16 protein-coding genes and 2 tRNA genes are annotated in these 15,950 nt (G+C 35.2%); 12 read left to right on the top strand and 6 right to left on the bottom strand.

Annotation, left to right across the window (positions count from 1 at the left end):
- Positions 1–29 precede the first annotated feature (29 nt).
- From ECHVI_RS12955 to ECHVI_RS12945, 3 genes are all read right to left on the bottom strand, one after another.
- Positions 30–1,055, bottom strand: coding sequence for a FecR family protein (locus ECHVI_RS12955; RefSeq protein WP_041739804.1), 1,026 nt, complete (start codon positions 1,053–1,055; stop codon positions 30–32).
- A gap of 19 nt (positions 1,056–1,074) precedes the next feature.
- Entirely contained in the window at positions 1,075–1,728 is a 654-nt protein-coding gene (locus tag ECHVI_RS12950) for an RNA polymerase sigma factor (protein WP_015266448.1), read from the bottom strand.
- A 1,643-nt stretch (positions 1,729–3,371) separates the two neighbouring features.
- A tRNA-Val gene (locus ECHVI_RS12945) sits at positions 3,372–3,446 on the bottom strand.
- 230 nt (positions 3,447–3,676) lie between these two features.
- On the opposite strand from ECHVI_RS12945, the gene ECHVI_RS12940 reads away from it, so the two are divergent.
- From ECHVI_RS12940 to ECHVI_RS12930, 3 genes are all read left to right on the top strand, one after another.
- Positions 3,677–4,933 (top strand): site-specific integrase, encoded by a 1,257-nt coding sequence (locus ECHVI_RS12940; RefSeq protein WP_041738629.1) that lies wholly within the window; start codon positions 3,677–3,679, stop codon positions 4,931–4,933.
- A gap of 152 nt (positions 4,934–5,085) precedes the next feature.
- Positions 5,086–5,736 carry a peptide arginase family protein gene (locus ECHVI_RS12935; protein ID WP_041738628.1) on the top strand — a complete coding sequence of 217 codons (651 nt, stop codon included), beginning with the start codon at positions 5,086–5,088 and terminating at the stop codon, positions 5,734–5,736.
- A gap of 356 nt (positions 5,737–6,092) precedes the next feature.
- Positions 6,093–7,535 (top strand): hypothetical protein, encoded by a 1,443-nt coding sequence (locus ECHVI_RS12930; RefSeq protein WP_015266445.1) that lies wholly within the window; start codon positions 6,093–6,095, stop codon positions 7,533–7,535.
- Between the two features lie 719 nt (positions 7,536–8,254).
- Here ECHVI_RS12930 and ECHVI_RS12925 read toward each other — a convergent pair.
- Positions 8,255–8,581: a hypothetical protein gene (locus tag ECHVI_RS12925; protein ID WP_015266444.1), complete on the bottom strand. Its 327-nt coding sequence runs from the start codon at positions 8,579–8,581 to the stop codon at positions 8,255–8,257.
- Positions 8,578–8,985 carry a helix-turn-helix domain-containing protein gene (locus ECHVI_RS12920; protein WP_015266443.1) on the bottom strand — a complete coding sequence of 136 codons (408 nt, stop codon included), beginning with the start codon at positions 8,983–8,985 and terminating at the stop codon, positions 8,578–8,580. Before ECHVI_RS12920 ends, ECHVI_RS12925 begins: the two co-directional genes overlap by 4 nt.
- A 191-nt stretch (positions 8,986–9,176) precedes the next feature.
- Here ECHVI_RS12920 and ECHVI_RS12915 point away from each other — a divergent pair, with 191 nt between their 5' ends.
- The 7 genes from ECHVI_RS12915 (at position 9,177) to ECHVI_RS12880 (ending at position 13,877) form a co-directional block, all read left to right on the top strand.
- Positions 9,177–9,596, top strand: coding sequence for a helix-turn-helix domain-containing protein (locus ECHVI_RS12915; RefSeq protein WP_015266442.1), 420 nt, complete (start codon positions 9,177–9,179; stop codon positions 9,594–9,596).
- Between the two features lie 6 nt (positions 9,597–9,602).
- Positions 9,603–9,875, top strand: coding sequence for a helix-turn-helix domain-containing protein (locus tag ECHVI_RS12910; protein WP_015266441.1), 273 nt, complete (start codon positions 9,603–9,605; stop codon positions 9,873–9,875).
- Between the two features lie 290 nt (positions 9,876–10,165).
- Entirely contained in the window at positions 10,166–10,504 is a 339-nt protein-coding gene (locus ECHVI_RS12905; RefSeq protein ID WP_015266440.1) for a hypothetical protein, read from the top strand.
- Positions 10,494–11,261, top strand: a complete 768-nt coding sequence (locus ECHVI_RS23925) for a hypothetical protein (protein WP_015266439.1) — start codon at positions 10,494–10,496, stop codon at positions 11,259–11,261. Before ECHVI_RS12905 ends, ECHVI_RS23925 begins: the two co-directional genes overlap by 11 nt.
- Before the next feature lie 98 nt (positions 11,262–11,359).
- Positions 11,360–11,929, top strand: coding sequence for a hypothetical protein (locus tag ECHVI_RS12890; protein ID WP_015266438.1), 570 nt, complete (start codon positions 11,360–11,362; stop codon positions 11,927–11,929).
- A gap of 169 nt (positions 11,930–12,098) precedes the next feature.
- A complete protein-coding gene (locus ECHVI_RS12885; protein ID WP_015266437.1) occupies positions 12,099–13,253 on the top strand; it encodes a PIN-like domain-containing protein in 1,155 nt (384 codons plus the stop codon).
- Between the two features lie 282 nt (positions 13,254–13,535).
- Positions 13,536–13,877, top strand: coding sequence for a helix-turn-helix domain-containing protein (locus tag ECHVI_RS12880; protein WP_015266436.1), 342 nt, complete (start codon positions 13,536–13,538; stop codon positions 13,875–13,877).
- Between the two features lie 88 nt (positions 13,878–13,965).
- Here ECHVI_RS12880 and ECHVI_RS12875 read toward each other — a convergent pair.
- Positions 13,966–14,039, bottom strand: a tRNA-Ile gene (locus ECHVI_RS12875).
- A 135-nt stretch (positions 14,040–14,174) separates the two neighbouring features.
- Between ECHVI_RS12875 and ECHVI_RS12870 the strand changes: the two genes are divergently transcribed.
- Both ECHVI_RS12870 and ECHVI_RS12865 read left to right on the top strand, forming a co-directional pair.
- Positions 14,175–14,807, top strand: a complete 633-nt coding sequence (locus tag ECHVI_RS12870; protein ID WP_015266435.1) for an HAD family hydrolase — start codon at positions 14,175–14,177, stop codon at positions 14,805–14,807.
- Complete coding sequence (locus tag ECHVI_RS12865; RefSeq protein ID WP_015266434.1) at positions 14,797–15,903, top strand: site-2 protease family protein; 1,107 nt, start codon at positions 14,797–14,799, stop codon at positions 15,901–15,903. The genes ECHVI_RS12870 and ECHVI_RS12865 overlap by 11 nt, the downstream gene beginning before the upstream one ends.
- The last annotated feature ends 47 nt before the right edge of the window (positions 15,904–15,950 follow it).

Below are 15,950 nucleotides of genomic sequence, written 5' to 3'. Positions count from 1 at the left end.
CTGGTATTTTGGTAATTTTTTCTCATGTTTTAGGGTTGGTTTGGGTTATAGATTGTTACGTTTTTTCCTTCTATCTCATAGGCAAACTGTGAAGCTATGCCAATTCCGTCGAGAACATATTCCAATGATTTATCATGGTAAGTTCCTGAATATGACCAGTCGGACTCTAGTTTTAAGTGAGCGGAAATGGTGACACCATACCACCTTTCCAACTTCGCCACCATCATGGCAAAGGAGTCATCCTTAAAAATGAGGTACTTATCTTTCCAGCCACATACTTCCAGGGGATCAAACTGCTTTTTGGTCACCTTTCCGGTGGGAACTTTTGTCAGCATCTGATTGGGAACTAACTTTTCGAAAGTTCCATTTTCGGGGGCATAAGTAACACTCCCTTCCACCAAGGCTAAAGAGACAAATCCTTTATGGGAACATATATTAAAAGCGGTTCCTGTTACCCTGATCTGATCTTTCCCTAAGTCTACAATAAAGGGTTTGTCAAGGTCCTGTTTTACTTCAAAATACGCCTCTCCTTCCATTTTGACCTTTCTGACATCATCGGAAAAGAATGGTGGATAGGACAGTTTACTATTACCATGGAGGTAGACCACCGTACCGTCAGGCAACCTGAAACTGGACTTTTGACCTGCAGGATTACATTTGATGATCATTTCCTCTTCGGACAGGGAAATGTCCTTTCCCCATTCCAAAGAATATTTGAAGCAATAGACACTCGAAAACAGCACAAGTAGGATGGCCGCCACTTTATGCCAAGTTCTCCACTTGACGGCGTTTACTTTGCTCGATTCCTTGGTTTTGGTATCTTTTATGATATTCTCATAAAGATCTGTATAGGCTTTGTTTGAGAGAAAATACTTTTCCTTATAATCCACCATAAGGATTATTTCCTTAGCCTGTTGAATGAGTTGGACTTTTTCAGGATGCTCAGCAATCCATTTCAACCAGAAATGGTCGGTTTCTTCATCAGGGCTTTTCACCCATTTGATAAAGAACTCATCGTTTAGAAAATCCTCCATATTGAATTGATGGTACATCATAATCATTGATGGGATATGCTCATTTGAGGCATCCATTGACATTAAATATTTCCTTCAGTTTGCCCATGGCCTTATAGACCAAAGACCTGGCTGTTTTGACTTCTTTAAATTCCATCAGATCTGCTATTTCCTTATAGTTCAACTCCTCTTGGTAAAGCAGTAATATTGCCTGCCTTTCCCGCTTGGTCAGTTGGTTTAGGGCTTCTTCCAACTCCTTTTTCCTTTCTCCAGAAAGCTCTTGGGCAATCAGTTTGGTCTCTGGTGAAGCTTCGATCAAAAACTGATCAGTGCTTTCATCAATGGCCACAAACTCACCTTTTCTCTTTTTCCGAATCAGTTTGAAGAGTTCTCTATGAAAAACAGTGAACAAATACCCCTTGATACTACGGACATCTCCTAAGCGAATACACCTTTTCCTTAAATCGACGAACATGGCTTGCAAGCAATCCATTACCCATTCATGCTGCTTACAGATTTGCATACCGTAATTATATAATTCCCTGACATGCTTGCGATAGATAAAGTTAAAGGCCGATTCATCACCATTTTTAAAGGAGTTCCACACTTCTAGGTCACTCTTATCGGCATACACAATCATTATTTTACTGTGTTTCATTAATAGCATCGGAAACTCAGCATTAGGGTCAAGGTTAGTGGTTTGGGTCTTTTTCATGATGGAGCAGTCAACTTTTTGACTCTTCACTTATAAAGAGAAGATGGGCTGTTAAAACAACCTCAGAATTTTACATTTAATTATTTTGACAAAATCAACGATTACCGAATTAGGTATTACCCACCGAAACAAATGCACATGCATCAACAATCAGGAGAAAACATCATGTAGACATACCAGTCCACTAATGAAAATTCACTTCAATCGGAAAGCCTGTGGTTCTTGAATTTGTTTGCGTGGGTACTAGAAAAAATACATCTCAGGTGATGGTACGTAACAGGGGAATAGCCCTTGGTTTTAACATTAAGTTCCAATTCCTCTTCCTTTTAAAGGAAGGTTCAATTTGATGAAAACTGCGTTTTGAATGTAAATAGTTCTTCATGTTCAATGATGGGTTTATAATTAATCGATAAACCTAATTTATAACCAAATATTCTTAAACAGAAGCAAACAATACAAACGCAAAATACTGGTTTTCAATGTATTACATAACTTATTGCGTTTATTCCCACGGGAATACAGCAAGCTAAAAATAGATAACCTGTAAAAAACACACTTTTGAATAGCTCCGTGACTAAAAGTGTGTTTCGCTTAAATGAAAACATTGATAATCAGGATATTAACACAAAAAATAATCTCAATCCTTTCTATCATATCAAAAATAAAATTCCCGATTGGATTACTCCCCTATTTCCAGAAGACAGGCAAAAACACATGTTTCATCCTACATCAAGCATGAAATAGGTTTAATGAATAATCAAGTTTATCATAGTTGCTCGCATTTTATACGCACACCTATTATGCCTTTGTTCACTATGATAACTGTTATAAACTACGATGAACAATTACTTCCAAATTAGCTGGATTCAAACTTAATAGGGTGAGGCATCATTTAAAATGGGATCAAGCAGAAAAGTTGGGGGACGAATGTTGACATGGTCTTATGAAATAGAATTTCATTCCGTTAAAACGATGGGCATCCTCCACAGGGCAAACGCCTTTAAAACAAATGTTCCTATTTGCATTTGTATCTGCCGTTCCTACGGAACTTACCCTTTTGTGTGTAATCATTCTTGGTGCAGGTTGTCACCTGCACCTTCTATATGACCCTCCGCCAAAGGCGGATTAGGCAGGATGCCCAGTTGCCAGCGCATATGCAGGGTATAAATTCAACCAAGCCAACCACTATTCCTGAGCAGATAGCTGCGACGGCTTGTACGGTCCAAATCAACAACTCATTCTCTCAGCCTATTCCGCCATTCGGCACCATAGGCTACTGCGGTTTCCAATGTACAAATCGGGGCAAAGTGCCTGCGGCACGATAAATTTTGTAACCTGCGGATTCATCCGCAGGAACTTAAGCGCTCCTCAACCTCCCGAAGGAGTGCCAGCGGCACGGATGATAGCTCCTCTACACGAAATTAGTACTAAATGTTGATATCCATCAGGGAAATCGCTTTTAGCCACTTGAAGTTCTTTAATTCAGGCTGACATCTCTTTACTAATAGTTTAAAACTGTTTGCCCTGGGGGAACTGCCAATTTTCATTTTGGAGTAAAATGCCCAACTATCCGGCTTAATCCCAAATCGAGTGCAAATAAAAAAGCCGCCTACAATCTTACGTTGTAGGCGGCTTTTTATCAGTGGGAAATACTGGGCTCGAACCAGTGACCCCTACCTTGTCGAGGTAGTGCTCTAAACCAACTGAGCTAATTTCCCGAGAAAATAAAAACCCCGGCAAGCCGGGGTTTGTGGGCCCACCTGGGCTCGAACCAGGGACCCCTTGATTATGAGATAAATTTTTGAATACTTTTCTATTATCAGCATACTTTGTTTACTACTGTAAATGAGTTACTTATATTGTTTTTACTGCTTTTCTTATTACTTTGCTTACAAGTTTTGATATCATTTTGTGTGCAAATCGTGTGCAAATCTCAAATCAACTAACCATGGAAAAGAAATTTGCCAAGTCTGGAAAACAGTTCGAAATGTCCATCTACCTAGACACCAGAAGAACTAAAGCAGATGAATATTATCCCTTAAAAATAAAGGTTTATACTCCAAAACCCAAAAAACGGAAATACTATTCTGTAGGAATAGATATGAACAAGGAAACCTATGAAAAGGTATTCCTCTCAGTAAAACCAAGAAAAGCAGAAAAGGAAATCCGCATTCAAGTAGAAAGCCTTCTACATAAATACATTGAGGTGGCGAATAGGCTGGACAATTTCACCTTTGAATCTTTCGAGAATCTTTTATTTAAACCTGAGGGTGATGTCAAAGATGTTTTCTATCTGTACCAGCAAAAAATAAAGACCTTAGAATTAGAAAAAAGGGAAGCTACTAAACACACATATGAAGCCAGTGTGAAGTCGATAAAGAAATTCCTTAAAGCTAATCGAAAAAGGGATCCCAAACATCTTTTCGTCCAAGATATCACAGTGGAATGGCTAAAGAATTTTGAAAAGTGGATGCTTGAAAAAGGCAATTCCAAAACTACTGTAGGCTACTACTTAAGAACCCTTAGACATATATTTAACACCATCAAAACTGATCATTATCCTTTTGGTAAAAATGGCTATGTTATTCCCAAGGGAACTAATAAAAAGAAGGCATTGGATAAGCACCAATTAAAATTATTATTTGAAGGTAAACCTGAGAACCAATTCCAACAAAGAGCCAAAGACTTTTGGTTTTTCTCCTACCTATGTAAAGGGATGAATATGAAGGATATCTTGTATCTCAAGTGGAAAAACGTTAATGGTGATTTCTTGGAATTTGTGAGGGAAAAAACCAAGGATACTACTGACGAACAAATCGTTATTCGCGTACCTCTAATGGAACATTCCAAGAAGGTAATCAAAGTGTATGGAGTAACCAGTGGCGATCGAGAAGAATATGTATTTCCAATTCTTCACAAAGAAATGGCGGAAGGAGAAAAGCTTAAAGCAAAACAAAACTTTACCCGATTAGTCAATCAGCATATGAAGCGGTATGCTGAAAAACTGGGAATTAAGGAGAATGTTAGTACTTACACTGCCAGGCATAGCTTTGCAACAATGGCGATTCGAAATAACGCCTCCATCGAATATGTGGGAGAATCCTTAGGACACGCGGATATTAAGACGACTAAGGCGTATATTAAGAGTTTCTTGGACGATGAAAGCGATAAGAAGATGATAGGGAATTTGGTGGATTTTGGGTGAATTTTATATATGATTACATGAATATAATTTAATTAATTTATCATTAACCTTAAACAGTTATTCTCTTTGTGATAAAATTGATTCATAAAAAATTTGATTATTCTGGATGTTACGACATTAACATACTTCATAAATCATTTAACTTTTATGTGATGGATAATCATGGAGCAGCATTATGGTGTTGGTTGCAGCACTTTAACCCTAATCAGAAGTATACAGTAATTCATATTGACAAACATTATGACACTCTTGCTTCCAATATGGAGCTTTGGATGAATTCCCTTCCCGATAATGTTACTGATTTAACTATTAATGAATTTTATGAAATAAAGCACAATTTAGGAGCTTCTGAATTTCAGACAATTAGATGGGACAATTACCTCCCAATTTTCGAAAGGCTTTGTGGTTCAAATGTCACCTCCTATTTATTCTACACACATCGTAAAGGTACCTCAGGAATAAAGGCATTTTATCCAGGTAAGGTTGAGGAGTTGAATGCATTTTCAATCTTTGAAAATTTAGAATTTGTAATAAGCAATACAGAGGATAAAATAATCCTAAACCTTGATATTGATTACTTTTTTCTGAGTTATAACAACTCCTATTTTCAGTGCTTTTCAGATGAAGCTATAGACATCCTTTTTGATCAAATTCAATATAGCTATTTGGAGGGAGATAAAATTGAAGTTTTAACGATTGCACTTAGTCCTGAATGTTGTGGTAACTGGCATAACTCATTAAAAATATACAACAAATTAGCAGTTAAGCTTAATTTAGACCCAATAACAATAGATGAATTTTAAATTACAAACATCATTATTTTCTGTATAATGGATGAAAATTCAAAAATTGGTAGCTAAAATGCCCCATGCCTCCTATTGCTTATTTAGCGTAAGTTCATGGTTTTTAACATTGATTCTAGTTTGATTATTAGGTTGTGCCAGAAAATAATCTACAATTAAGTGATTATAAAAATCTATCGCATAGCAGCATTTCAATGATATTATATGTAGATTTTAAAAATTGATATGACAGGATATTTACTATTTTTCGCTAGTTTCAAAATTCGAATAGACCTCATGCAGTTCCTGAATCAATAAAAATTTAAAAAAAAGAAAATCTTGCATAACTCTAAAGAGTTATTTATATATAGCGCCATATGACATCGATAGAAGCCATTTTAAAATCAAAGGGGCCATTGTTATCAAGTGAGCTTTCCAAAGAGATTGCATCAAAAGAGTCTCTTAGTTACAACACCGCTAGCCAAAGAATAGTCAGAAGCTCAGAAATCGAACGCATTAAGGGTTTTTTTGTAAGTGGCCAATCTTTATGCTTTCTTAAAGAGCATGCATTAACTGATACTTTATTAAAGTCATTGAGTACAAATTTATATGATTCCGGAAGAAAGTATTGGTATTGCTTAAACGCTGTAAACCTTCATGGAGGGGTGATTAGTCAAAGGTTCCTCGAATGTTACACCAACTATCCAGTTGCTCCATTAAAAAGTCATATCCCCTTCAAAGAGGTTATGCAGAATTTTGTAAAATCAGATATCTTAGTATTTGATGGCACTGACTATTATTTTTCTCCAAAACTCTTAAAGCAGTTTCCCAATACTTTTTATTTAAGAACTATTGAAGCAATTAAGGTTGATATTTTAGATAACTTTCATTCCCTTACTAGAAACACCGGAATGATCTCTTATAACTCTGGTGAAAAATTCTCTGAATTTGGAAAGTTCAGGTGGGCATTTAAGGGCACTTCTGCTATTTCGGGATTGACACAAAATAAAAAAAGTGGGTTTCTATTAGCTGATATTGTAATTGGAACCTCAATTAATGAAAATGACATCCTGTTTTTTGTTGATAAATTAAAAAAAATCAACTCATTTCAGAATTCATCAAATATATTACCCTTTTTAATAGTTGATGATTTGAGTAAGGAAGCACTAATACAGTTGAAAAGAAACGGTATTGTTGTTGGTATTGTAAAGGAGTTATTTGGGCAAAAGTACAGTGAATCATTAAACGAATTAATCTCAATTTTAAACAACGCAGGAGCCAGTTTGAAAAAGACTCCTGATAAGTATTTGGATCTTCTTAAAGAATTAAAAAAATACAACGAAGGCCTAGTAAATAATATAAGGGGAGCCCTGTTTGAATTTTTGGTTGGACATATCCATTCAACTAAAACAAATAGCAGCATAGATATTGGAAGAGAAATAGTAGTAGACCAGGCTCGACACGAAATCGATGTACTTGCCGTATATCCTGATGAAGTGCTAATTGCGGAATGTAAAGCAACTAAATCGATGATTGATTCGGAAACTATTGATAGATGGTTAGGAGTAAAACTACCTGCATTTAGAAAATGGGTTTCGAAACAAGAGACATGGAGAAAGAAAAAAATAAAATTTGAGTATTGGTCAATTGGTGGTTTTTCAAGTGTTGCACTTTCGATGCTCAAGAACATGAAAGACAATTCAACAAAATTCTCCTTGAATTATTTTGGACCAAGTGACATCAGGAAGGAAGTGTTGACAGTAGATAATAAAAAAATGAAAGAAGCTTTAGATGATTTTTTTCTTAAAACAAATGTTTAACAGCTAATAACCGATACAATCATTTCTTCAAGAAAATCTTTTAGATTTTCTTGCAATTAACCATGGTATGATGAAAAAAAGCCAGCTACATTTAAAGATAAACTGTCTGTAAGATTGAGAATGAAGTTAAAAATAATCCTGAATTATGGCTACAGCAAGATGTAGTTTTGTATACAAAACCATCTTTTCAGCTTCCAAAGTCGGGGAAAGGTGCTCGGGACTCGCAGCCTTTTGATGGCTAAAAACCTGAGATAAATTAGAAAAATCAAGTTCCCAAATACTCAAATTCTCAAGCGTTTAGGGAGAGTGTAAAATTGAAAACCATTCTCATTTTTACCAGAATCTGAACCTTGGTCAACAAAGAGAACTTTTAACCTTATGGTATTACACGGAGTTGTTCAGGACATCAGCAAGATGTAGGAATGTCTGACGCCATTCCAATCTTGCATTTCCCATTTCTATCATGGGAACAAAATCCTTCAACGGCGGATTTTTCTCTATTATTTAAAAGTGAATATTTTTCGATCTTTTCCCTCTAGAATGCAAAGGTATTTTGCTTAGGCTATTCCTCAAGGGCAGGTAAATGCCTCCTTACGTCAGCACCCTTGACCAATACCCTTCGCTTCATAAGGTGGCATCCAAGAGGTAAAAAGAAACAGTAGGGTCAATTAAATAGTACAGGGAAATATTACCTCTGAAAAAATAATTATCCTAGAACATTAGGGCTTTAGTTCTCCAGTAGGCACCTCTTTTTGAATTGCAGTCAAGGCCATATAGCACTCTTCAGCTAAAGGCTTTAGTTCTTCACCCATAGTAGATAGGGGATAGTGAATGCATCTATCCATAAACATCATATAGGTTTCATTAAAATCATTTATATCATCATCTGATATTTCCATCAACTTAGAGATCAGATCCAGTATACTAAGAAAATGGCAATAACCTGCATCCAGATTAAGTTTATCCAATCCGAAAAGTAATTGGCAATGCTTAAGGTCTTGGAGTATTAGGGTTTTGATAAGTTCGTCTTTTTGGATATTGATCATGATTGGTTTATTAAAGGTGAAACTAAGGGATCTGTTAACATGGCTTTCAATGAATCGTTACTCTCTTTAAGCTCCTTTAAAATAAGGATCAAGGATTCTATTTGATTCTTGTCCATCATATCTTTTCTCTTTTCAAGTCCATAAAAAAAATCAATTATATGACCAGGCTCGATGGTAAGGATATGTATTGGGTTAACCTTCACAAACTGTGAAAATTGTTTAATGATTTCTGTGGTGATTTTATTCTCCCCACGCTCATACTTTGTATAATTGCCTTCTGACATGCCCAGATGATCGGCAACCTCTAAGGCTTTAAGATTCCTTAGCTTTCTAAAGGCCATCAAGTTTTGACCAATCGAGTGATTGTCAAGAAGCTGATCTTGGAAAGGATTACCATCATTCATAATGTCTAAATTTGGATAGTGCTTGGTTCATTGTTGCCTGATAAATTCCAATACTTAAATTTCTTTGTTATCTTTAGCTTAAAGATTTCCTTATTCATAAAGATCAGAAGAATGGGCTTAGTTTGTAATAAGGAATATGTTCTAACCTAGAACATTTCTTTTCAGGTTTAGCAACTTTTATCGATCTCGCTATGCAAAACGCTCAAAAAATCATGCGGATACTACCGGAGTCCAAGGACTTTAGTCAAGAATATGTAGCCAATAAGCTAGATATGCATCAGCGAACCTATTCTAATCTTGAATCTGGAAAAACCAAATTGACGATTGATCGGATAAAGCAATTGGCTGAGTTTTACCAAGTAGGACCGGATTATTTTCTTTCGGATGAATTACCCACCATTAATTATAATTCAGGAAAATATAGCAGATCCATAATTGCTGCAAATACTTATAAAGAGGTTAATAAAACAGACTCAAAAGAACTTTTTAAGCGTATTATAAAGGAAAAGGAAATTCAGATTGACCATTTGGTAAAGGAGTTAAGTCAATTACGAAAAGAAAGAGAGAACCTTATCAATTTAATAACAGCGCTTACAGAGAAAATAAAATAATAAAGAATGAAAGAAACACTTTTAAGAAAGCTACGAGAAGAATTTAAGTACGATCTCGATCAAGTTGCCGCCAAGATTGATTCAAGTGTAGAAGACTACCTAGAGATTGAAAATGGAGGAAAAAGATTAGATATTTTGCAAGCGGCCAAGCTTGGGGATTTGTATAATATTAACCCGAGATACCTTTTAGAACTTGCTGAAAGTATTAATTATAATTTTGGGTCACACAGCCGGACAATTTACACGCAGAATTATTTCGAGGGAAAGGATGAGAATTAGTTTTATGCTTTTAAATCAATTATGAAAATAAAAATGTTAAAAACCACAACAATAGAAAGTTTTTAACATGATTTTAACGAAAATACCCTATATGGGTATTTTTTATGTTTTAGGCATTGCTTAGATTTAGAGAATATATTCAATTATAAATGTTTAAATAAAATTTTATTTTACACAAATGGCTTAGTGATAGGGGGGACTGATTTGATAGAAATAAAAATATAAGATATACCACGCACTAGTTCTAGGTGACGATATAGAAGTGTTGTTGTGGCACATTAATCTTTTAAATGGCAGATACTAAAGAAATATTAGATAGGATTGATAAAGTTCTGAGAGATAATAAAAGGACAGAGAACATTTATCTCTTTTTAACTGTTTTATTATTTCTATCTGGTATTGCATGTATTATTACAGCATTAGTAACAGGTGAATTAGTATGGTCAACCCCTTCTGCAGTAACTACCGGATTTCTTTATTTTCCACTAAAAGAAATTAAAGTTTTGAGAAACAAAAACGTTGCACTGGCTACAGCTCCAATAATAATAACGCAACTACCACCAGATAAAGCAGCGGAAGAAATACAAAAGTTATTAGAACATATTTACGGAGGTGAAAATGGCAGATAAGGGGGATAAAACAAAAAAGTTACTTGAGCACCTACTAGGTGAGCTTTATGAAGAGCAGTCAAACGTTCAGGAGAACCGAAGAGAATCCTTTTTAAAGGCTCAGGATGGTCAATATTTGGGCAAAATTACAACCAATAGATATGATAATGATTCAATCTTAAATAAATATGGACCATTTGGTAGTAGATACAGTAATACAAGCATTTTCAATAAATATTCACCCTACGGAAGCAGATATGGTAGTTATAGTATAAATAACCCACATAGTACTCAGCCACCACAATTGGTAATTAATGGTGATATTATTGCATATATCACCAAAAATAGACATTTAAATCCGAAAATTGATCCAGATAATTTTATCTCTAAACTCACAACAGATCCAAGTGGCATATTAAGATTAAGAAGTAATTCTAACTTCGAATCTGAGTTTAATAGGCAGGATTCTTATTTGGAAGCTGATGATGGTACTTTCTTAGGAAAGTTAACATCAAATGAATATGATAGTGAGTCTGTATTAAATAAATATGGAAACTTTGGTAGCCAATATTCAACTACATCAATTTTTAATGAATATGGAACCTATGGGGGAACATATTCTTCACAAAGCCCTTTCAATGAATACTCTACAACACCTCCTAAAATATATATAAATGGTGAGTTTTGGGGCTACTTGACTGTCAATGAATATCTATCAGGAAATAAATTAAATCCAAAAGAGCTTAAGAACTGGATATCTCAAAAAATATTATCTTAGGCTGACACAATCAAATCTACAACAAGTAAGCCTCAGAAATCCTTCCTCATGGCCCTCACTCATTTTAGTTGCGTATTGGATTTGACAAAAACGGAATAATGAATAAAATCGAGTATGAAAGATTAAAGCTTGACTATATTTTGCAAACTCATGCAAATGAGGAATTATTTGGTCAATGGTTAAGAAAGTTTTTCTACTTGAATAGTGAGTTGAATAAAGAATATGATTCAATCTACCAAAGTTCATTTTATGTGGTTTTTTATGAGTTAGTAACTGCAGGATTGGAATACTCAAAAAAAGTATTTGAATCTCTACAAAACAGTGAAAATCATGAGAAGAAAGAATTTTACTCGGAACTTATAGGTGGACTTAAAATTTTGAAATTACTCTTCTCTGAGTCTGAATTTGAATTTATAGAATACAAAAGACACAGTTGTTCTCATATTTTTCAAAATCACTACGAAAAACGAATTACTGACAAAGGAAAAATTATCACAAAAAGAAAGGGTAAATTAATAGATAAATTAAACAAAGAATTTAGTGAAACCATATTAAAACATGGTTTTGAAAGAGGTTTTGATGAATATATGACACAAAAGCTATATCCAAAAATAACTAAATTATATAATGGACTTGAAAAAATTAAAATGCAATACAATAGAAACTAAGCAATTATGGGAAGAGAATAGCTGAACATATTTAAGTCCGTAGGTAAACATTAATTTATTGTTGTACAAATCGGTGGTACGGATGGTGTGAATTTAAAAAAAAGTAAATATGATATATCAAATAATCTTTAGCAGTATATTAATTGTAGAAATCTTTTTTTAAAATAAAATGAAAGTAATTCCTGAAATCGTAGATCATGATAAGCGCCAATCAATTGTTTCTAGAATACTTCTAACGGGAGATGGAAATGATCTTGTCTTTTTAGATACAAACATTTTAATCTGGATTTATCGATTAAACACAGAATCATTTAAAGAACTTAAAATATTTTTAGGTAACCTAATATCTAACAAAAGGTTAGTTATTCCAAATTGGGTAATTCATGAATATAATTCATTGTTGAACAATTATTCTGAACATGTATTTTACCCATTTAAGAAGAGGTTACGATCCCTTGAAAAAGAGATTTCTTATCTTGAAGAGATGGGGCTTTTAATAGCAGATAATGAATTTTCAAAAAGGAATGGATTTACTAATAAGCATAATTTCATGTCCGAAATAAAATCCGAAACTGAATCTTTAAGACAAAAGATCAACCTTTTGACACATAAGAACAACTATAAGAATGAAAAAAGAAGAAGCTTTATAGAGAAATTAGTGGAAAATGCTCAAAGTAACTGCAACATTTCAGAATTAGTTAAAAACTTAGAATATAATGAGTTCAGATACAATCATAGAATACCACCTGGTTTTGAAGATGAATCAAAAACAGAAAATAAATTTGGAGATTTAATGATCTGGAGGGAAGTTATTGAAAACTGTAAGTTGCGTGAATCAAAAAATGCAATTTTTATCACTCTGGACAGTAAAAAAGATTGGGTTTTCTCTCCTAATAGAGTAATTAGGCATGGGAAGGAAATTAATAATAATACTAATGGTTGCCATTATTTTATTCTACCATGGCTTACTAAGGAGTTTAAAGAAGAAACACATGGTGATTTCGTTGAGATAATGAACATCAATTCGGTAGTAGACATACTTTATTCTCCTGATCACCACCCTATTGAATTTGAAAGGTTTAAAAATCTTGCTAAAACTGTTGCTTTAGAACTAAAAAATAGTGAAACGAACCGGATAATTGAGTGGTTTCTTGTTAATGGGGATAAATTAAATTTCCTGATTAATGGTATTTGTAAATGGGATTTTAGCCCTGGTGAGGTAGATGTTGATGAACTTAGACAATGGTGCGTGAAAAACATTAAAATTGAAATTGATTGGAAAAAAGTAGAATGGAATAATGTTTTTATGCAACTTTTCATCTAAAAAGTTTATTGGGAAAAACGTAACATTATAGATATAAGTGTTTTATTTTTTTAAACTTAAAATCAGTCAAATAAATTAAGCCTAGGTCCATCCTAATTATTGTTGCACCCTATCAAATTGATTTTGGATAATATCGAATTCCATTCCACTGATCCCAGTGTGATTATTTCTGAATTGCCATTTTTATATTACCCTGAAAAATTCACCCTACTACTGTTGAACTGGTGAATTTTTCAATCATAAAATTTGCACTATCCGCCTTCCCCAAAAATATAATATTCTATGGATCTAAAATTCGAAGACCTACCTCAAGCCGTTACCCACCTTATAGAACAAAACAAGCTTATTTTAGAGGCTATACAAGGTACAGAATTGACGAATCAGACCGATAGTCAGGTTCTTACACTAAACAAAATCTGTGAGCTTCTAGAGCTTAAAAAACAGACCATCTATAGTTATGTTTCCAAAGGTCAAATTCCTTATTATAAGAAGGCCGGAAAACTCTATTTTATCAAAGATGAAATCATGGAGTGGGTTACTTCCAAACCAACAGCATCCAAGTTAAGAGGAGTGAGGTATCACCAAAATGGTCGCCTCAAGGACAGGAGTTTTAAGAAAATTTAAAAATATTTTTTGACCCTATTTTGTGTGCAAATCGTGTGCAAATAAAAAAGCCACTTACAATTTTTAATCGTAAGTGGCTGATTTTCAGTGGGCCCACCTGGGCTCGAACCAGGGACCCCTTGATTATGAGTCAAGTGCTCTAACCAGCTGAGCTATAGGCCCGATAAAGCAAATCTTTTGGTCTGGTTTTCCGTAAAAACCTCATGTCTTTAACCTCTTGGAAGCTTCAAACATTTTTCCTTGCTTTTGGGACTGCAATGTTACATATTTGATTCCAAAACAACAACAATTGCCCTTATGAAAATAGATAAAAACATCGATTTTTTTGTATTTGACCTTGTAGGTGTCATCATTGACTTGGACATTCCCTTTACCGTCAACCAATTAGGAAAGTTACTGGAAAGCAATGGTAACCATCAGTCTATAGACTTCATGGCACACCCAGTGCACCACGCTTTTGAGAAGGGAGAGATTAGCGATGTTGTCTTTAGGAATGAAATCAGAAAAACGTTTAACCAACAATGGTCTGATCAGGAAATCGATCAAATTTGGAATGGAATGCTGAAAAACATCCCGCTACAAAAAATCAAGCTCCTAAAAGACCTCCGAAAGACACATCCGGTGTACATGCTCTCCAATACCAATAGTATCCACTTCAAAAGGGTGGAGGAAATTTTGCTGGCAGACACGGGAGAAACAAGCTTCTCTGGACTATTCGACCACCTTTTTTTAAGCCATGAAATGGGCTGCCGAAAACCGGACACAGTCATTTATGAAAAAGTGCTGGAAAAAATAGGGATGCCAGCCGAAAAAGGTGTATTTTTCGATGATACGGCTCCCAACTTAATTGGAGCCGAAAAAGTGGGGCTGCGCACAGTCCATATCAATCACCCAAATGCATTAATGGATTATTTCTCGGATGTACACTAAAAAAGAGTACTTAAAACATACATTATTTTTCATCCTAACCTTCATTTGTACGACATTGGCAGGAGGAGAATGGCTCTTCGGAAGAAGTGTGATATCCAGTGAAAAACCGCTGACATGGAATTACTTTCTTCAGTCCATGACATTCTCTATTCCCTTTATTGGGATTTTGCTCATCCATGAACTAGGACACCTGTTTACCTCCATCAAGCATAATGTCAAAGCCTCATTACCATTCTTCATCCCTTTCTGGTTTGGCTTTATCGGCGCGCCATCCATCGGCACCATGGGTGCTGTTATTAAAATGAAAACTTTCGTCAATAGCAGGCGGAAGTTTTTCGACATTGGTGTGGCTGGCCCTATTGCAGGCTTTTTGGTAGCACTAGGGGTTTTATTTTATGGCTTTACCCACCTTCCCGAAGCTGACTTCATTTACGAAATCCACCCGGAATACCTGGATCCAGATTACTCCCCAGACCAAGAAGGGGTGTTGAATATTGAACTTGGCCAAAACCTCCTCTTCTATGCCATGGAAAAAACGCTGGCTGATCCTGACAAAATGCCCAATATGATGGAAGTCATCCACTTCCCTTATCTATTTGCTGGCTATCTCGCCTTGTTCTTTACCGCCCTAAACCTCCTTCCCATAGGACAGTTGGATGGAGGACACATTATATTCGGCCTGTTCCCAAAATATCACAAACCGATCTCCCATGTTTTTTATATTGCCTTTATATTCTTTGCGGGATTGGGAGTGGTAAATCCTTACATGGACTCCAGCTACTTGCTCATCGCATTGCCACTATACGTGGGATTTATCTATATCTGCTTTCAAAAATCCATATTCAAGGCCCAAACAAAACTCGCCCTTGCCGTTACCATCGTTGCTTTACAGTATACCTTGCTCTTCTTCTTTCCCCATCTGGAAGGATACGAAGGATGGCTATTGTACGCTTTTATTTTGGGCAGAGTCTTGGGACTTGAGCATCCACCGGTCCGAGATACCGCCAAACTGAGTACCGGCCGAAAAATCCTAGGCTGGCTGGCGATCCTTATTTTCATCCTTTGCTTCACGCCTAAACCATTTATGATTTCCTGATAGATGGGTGACCATTTCTTGACATTGCAAAACATAAACTTACTACT

Source organism: Echinicola vietnamensis DSM 17526 (genome assembly GCF_000325705.1).
GTDB classification, from domain to species: domain Bacteria; phylum Bacteroidota; class Bacteroidia; order Cytophagales; family Cyclobacteriaceae; genus Echinicola; species Echinicola vietnamensis.
The sequence above is the reverse complement of the archived record's forward strand: the minus strand, read 5'-3'. Positions and strand labels throughout refer to the sequence as shown.